This window comes from Skermanella sp., from assembly GCF_059503625.1.
In genome coordinates this window covers 1-4842 of record NZ_JCACHA010001182.1, presented here as the reverse complement: position 1 = coordinate 4842, position 4842 = coordinate 1, and the positions used below count along the sequence as shown (strand labels likewise).

4 protein-coding genes and 2 pseudogenes are annotated in these 4842 nt (G+C 62.8%); 4 read left to right on the top strand and 2 right to left on the bottom strand.

What is annotated here, in order from left to right; genetic code table 11:
* Positions 1-94: 94 nt before the first annotated feature.
* Positions 95-199, top strand: a pseudogene (locus tag AC5JJ6_RS41690) (hypothetical protein); the annotation flags it as partial.
* A 429-nt stretch (positions 200-628) separates the two neighbouring features.
* Here the strand turns inward: AC5JJ6_RS41690 and AC5JJ6_RS41685 are convergent.
* Positions 629-1399, bottom strand: a complete 771-nt coding sequence (locus tag AC5JJ6_RS41685; protein WP_496047701.1) for a hypothetical protein — start codon at positions 1397-1399, stop codon at positions 629-631.
* Here AC5JJ6_RS41685 and AC5JJ6_RS41680 point away from each other — a divergent pair.
* The 3 genes and pseudogenes from AC5JJ6_RS41680 to AC5JJ6_RS41670 all read left to right on the top strand — a co-directional run.
* Complete coding sequence (locus tag AC5JJ6_RS41680; RefSeq protein WP_496047700.1) at positions 1389-1895, top strand: alpha amylase C-terminal domain-containing protein; 507 nt, start codon at positions 1389-1391, stop codon at positions 1893-1895. The genes AC5JJ6_RS41685 and AC5JJ6_RS41680 overlap by 11 nt on opposite strands.
* Before the next feature lie 60 nt (positions 1896-1955).
* The gene (locus AC5JJ6_RS41675; protein ID WP_496047699.1) at positions 1956-4127 is read left to right on the top strand and encodes an alpha-amylase family protein; all 2172 of its coding nucleotides are present in this window, start codon (positions 1956-1958) and stop codon (positions 4125-4127) included.
* 226 nt (positions 4128-4353) lie between these two features.
* Positions 4354-4476: pseudogene (locus tag AC5JJ6_RS41670) on the top strand (IS5/IS1182 family transposase); the annotation flags it as partial.
* A gap of 66 nt (positions 4477-4542) precedes the next feature.
* Here the strand turns inward: AC5JJ6_RS41670 and AC5JJ6_RS41665 are convergent.
* Positions 4543-4737: a hypothetical protein gene (locus AC5JJ6_RS41665; protein WP_496047698.1), complete on the bottom strand. Its 195-nt coding sequence runs from the start codon at positions 4735-4737 to the stop codon at positions 4543-4545.
* Positions 4738-4842: the final 105 nt, after the last annotated feature.

Here is a 4842-nt window from a genome sequence, read left to right as displayed (position 1 = left end):
TCAACAGCGTCGAATCAGAACGCGCGATTCCAAGCAACATCAAAGTGCTCTAGGTGGCCGCGCAGACTGGGTCCCGAGCGATGGCAACAGGCTGGTGCGCCAGGATGGTGGCTACTGGGCCGGCTTTGTTCCCCGGGCGCGCGATGGCGACCGCTACAAATTCTTCGTGGTGGGCGAGGGTCACAGCCGCTGGAAGCGAGATCCTTACGCTCTCGAACTAACAAAAATACCCGCCTATCCTCATTGCGACTGCATTCTGCGTGCAGCGGACAGTTACCCCTGGCGATCCTTCGATTGGCGCACGCCCGCGTTCAACGACCTCATTATTTATGAATTGCACGTGGGAACCTTCGCTGGGCCGGATCTTGGCCGACGATCCGGCACCTTCCTCGACGTTCTGTCGCGGCTCGATCATCTCCGGAGCTTGGGGGTGAATGCCGTTGAGCTCCTGCCGATTGGCGAGTTCGCCACGCCGCGGGGCGCGGGCTATGATGGCTCGGACTTGTTCTCGCCCGAGATGGACTACTGGCTCGGCGGCAATGAACTGGGCCCCTATGTTGGGCTGGTCAACGGATGGCTGCGCGCGGCCGGGCGACCGGAGCTCCGCTTCGAAGATCTCGCGCCACCCTTAAATCAGCTCAAGGCGATGGTCGATGTTTTGCACTTGCACGGTATCGCGGTGCTCCTTGACGTCGTGCACAACCATGTGGGCTATCAAGTCAAGGGGCAGGAAGAGAGCCTCTGGTTTTATGACTGCCGGGCCGACAGTAATCCGAACGATAGCCAGTTCTTCACCGAGCAGCAGCATGTCGGCGGGCCGGTATTTGCGTTCGGGCGTCAAGGGGTAAAACAGTACCTTATTGACAATTCCGCCTATCTCCTGCGCGAGTTCCGCATCGATGGCCTGCGCCATGACCGCGTCGACGTTATCCTTGGGGCGGGCGGCGCGGCGGGCGCGTCCTACTGCCGCGACATGACCGACACGGCTCACTTCGTCGCCGCTTCGGTGATCCAGATCGCGGAGAATTGGCCAGTTGATCCATGGGTCGTCCGTCCGGTCGCGGAGGGAGGAGCGGGCTTCGACGCAGGACGGCATGACGGACTCCGATACACCGTACGCGGCGCCCTGGCAGCAGCCTCGCTCGGGCGGGACGCATGGGTCGATCTCGGCGTCGTCGCCTGGGTGCTGGATCCCGTCCGCAGCCACGGCTACGCCGCCGCCTGGCGCGCGGTGCAGCATCTGGAAAGCCATGACGAGGCGCATAAGGACAAAGGGCCGAAGGCCCGGATAGCGACGCCTGGCCGGGGGTGGCGACGGCCGCTCGTGGTATGCGCAAAGCCGCGCGCGCGTCGCCTCCGGCCTGCTGATGACAGCGCCGGGTATCCCGATGCTGTTCATGGGCCAGGAGTTCCTGGAAAGCCGGTCCTGGGGCGACGATCCGAACTGGGACGGACAGCTCTCGTGGAGCGGGCTCGAGGATCGCGATCCCACCCTGGCCGAGTTCCTGCACTGTTTCCGCGATCTGGTATGGCTCCGCCGCCGGCACCCCGCGCTGCGCGGCGACCGCATCAACGCCTACCACGTCAACAGTTTCGAGCGTGTGCTCGCCTTCCATCGCTGGATCGATGGTCATGGGCGCGACGTGGTGGTGGTTGCCTCGCTGCGGGAGGAAACCCTCTACGGCTACCGGCTCGGCATGCCTAAGGCGGGTCGCTGGATCGAGTCGTTCAACAGCGATGCCTATCAAGGCTGGCCGAATCCGGGCGTTGCCGGAAATGGCGGCGAGGTCTGGGCATGGGCCGAAAGCCGCCACGGCCTTCCTGCCTCAGTCGTGCTCACCATACCGGCCAATGCAGTCCTGGTGTTGACCATCGACACCGGAGACCTCCCCTGATTCAAGGGTCGCACCGGGGACAGGGCCGTTGGGCAAGATGAAGCAGGGAGGTCCGCGAAAATGCCGTACAGCCCATGGATTGGACATCTGGTGGTGGGCAGCGTGCCGGGTAATTATGGGACGGTAAAGCTCCTGGTGGATGAGACGGCCGGACAGAGCTCCAACCTGCTCGTCACCGTGGAGATCGTCGCCGGTGGACTGGAGCCCGACGAGTTCGAGGTTGAGGTATTCACCAATCTGAACCGGCGCGACTTTGCTAAGCCGTTCGAGCCATTGGACCAAAGCGGAGACCCCGCCGCGTCCTACTGGATCGGCTTACCGATGCGAGCCGGCGGGCCCGCTGCTGCCAATCATGTCTTCCGCCTCGAGCTGCTGGTGACGACATGCGGCGCGTATCGCCTGACCGCACGATACCGGCGGAAAGGGGCCAATGGTTGGTGGTGGCACAATGATTTTACGCCTGATGCCGGGGCGTCCCTCCAGCGCGATTGCGCGATCGTGGTGAGCCCGGCGAAGGCGGCGCGCCTACGTCTCTATGAGGCTAATGCGCTCACCATAGAAGCGACCCGCGGGGGCTCGTACGAGAACCGCAGCACGCTTGACGACTTTCTGCCGGATCACGATTTTGACGGGTTCAACCCATTCCAGCTCGGCTATGTGCGGGAAGAGCTTGGTTTCAATGCCTTGTGGCTGATGCCGGTCTTCCCAATCACACGTTGGCGGTGGGATCTGCAGCGGTGGCAGTGGGCCGACAACGACAATCCTGGCAGCCCATACTCGACCCGAGACTACTGGAGCATCAATCCCTGGCTGGCCGACGACGGCACTGGCGGACGCGCGATGAATCTGTTCGCGAGGTTGGTTTCTGAGGCAAGCCAGATAGGACTGGACGTGTTCATTGACGCGGCGTTCAATCACGCTGGCCGTGACGTAATCTACGGGACGGGGGCGGTCGAGCTAGGACTCTGTCCCGCCGCCGAGCAGAATGGGTGGATCCGCGAGATGCGTCCTACCTGGTGCACCCGCGGCACGGAGTTCCTCGAAGGAACGGCGAATCCTCACTATCGCGAGCGTGCCGCCGATGGCTTCAGTTGTGCGGTCTGGGCTCCGGCGGATCGTCTCAACGAACATGTTTGGGACGACGCCAATGTAGACTGGTTCTTCGGTGATTACTCCGCATTGGGGCCGAAGGCCGGGGCCGGACGCGACCCCAAAGGCGATGCCGTACACCTCGACGACCCTCGCGGTGGCGCGGAAGACGAGCGCGACCTCTACTTCACGGATTTGGACCGCGATCCAGAAACCGCCCGGCTCTGGGAGTACTTCGCGTATATCCTGCCTTTCTGGCTGAGCAAGACGGCAAACCAGTTGGGGGGGCTTCGGGCCGATTTCGCGCAGGGCCTGCCGAACCAGTTATGGGAATACATTATCAACCGTTGCCGAGCTGTCCGCTGGGATTTCGTGTTCCTCGCCGAAGTTCTCGACCCTGATAGCGTCCAGTACCGCCTCAACCGCGTTTTCGACGTGCTTACTACCAAAGACCATTACCTTTATCGCGACAGCACCCTGACCACACCAGCGATCATCGGCTCGCTTGAAGCCGAGGCCCGGGTTTTCGGGCCTGGAGCGCTCATCATGCACAACGGCACGAGCCATGATGAAATGGGCAACGCCAACCGCTGGGCTATGGTCGGGCGCTACGCGATCGCAGCCGGCGTCTATGGCGTGCCAATGGTTTTCATGGGCCAACCCCTCGGGCTGCATGACAAACTGCCATTCCGGCAGAGCTGGGCGGATATGTACCAGGCATGGATTGCCCCCGATGCCGAGCGCAAGGCGGTAGCTGACATGTATCGCCGGATCAACGCGGCGCGCGACGCCGCACCGGAACTGAGATCACCCGCGCGTTATTTCCTGAATCAGAAGTCAGGCGGGCTCCACGAAACAATCTTCGCGGTCGCCCGGTGGACCGCGGCAGACGATGCCGACTCCGCCGTGCTCGTCTTCGTCAATCTCTCGACGAACCAGCCGAATGCCGCCCTGTTCACCGTACCGCACGAGATCGGGCTTGCTGGCCAGTATATCGCTCATAATCTTTTGGCGGACGATCCGGCAGCGTCGGTATGGCCGGGACCACGTTCGGCGGAGACGATCTACGAGGATGGAATCTACGTCCAATTCGCTTACCCGAGTGAGGTCCAATTCCTGAGATTGAGCCGGCTCGCTTTATGAGCCAATGTTTTGATCGGTCGGCAGCTTGGGTACGTTGCGCCCGATCCATGTTCAGGATCATGCAACGCGAACGCACTTCGGGCGGCTCGGCTTGATCTGTAAGCGCCTGCGGCGTTGGTGCACGGATTTGGCCAGTGGCGCCATCTTGTTGCATAGGTCGCTCGGTCGGGCGCCTCGGAGTCGGCTGGCAGAGAGGGATGCCCTTGAGCCGTGAGGGACGCTCGCCATACCGTTCAAGGTCAACGCCGGTCGCCGGCACCACATCCCCAAGCAGCGCCAGCAGGTCACCAACTGGGCTGAGTACGACGCCGGCTTGCGCGCCCGTGGCAGCCTGACTGTATGGTTCACGGCCGAGTTGACGTCGTGTTGCACGGGTCAGCCGCCTGGATGTACTGGCCCCTGCCTGTCGTCGGGATCACGCGGTGCGGACGTACTCCGGCCGTCCAAGCTCGAGCATATGGTTCAGCACCTTGGCGGCGATGGCCACCTCGGTCGCTTGCCGCCCATCCGTCTGCGAGCGTAGCCCGTCACCGATGACGCGCTTCCATCTCGAGATGTCAGCCTCGACCAGAGCACGCCAGTTGTACCCCGAGATCCTCTGCCAACTCATGCGGCCGCGCTCAGCGATGCATCGGAGATGCGCGTCCCGCTGCGTTGGTGGGTCGTGTCCCATTGCATGGTGTAGGAGCGATGGCTCCTGGCGGGCTGGGCCGCC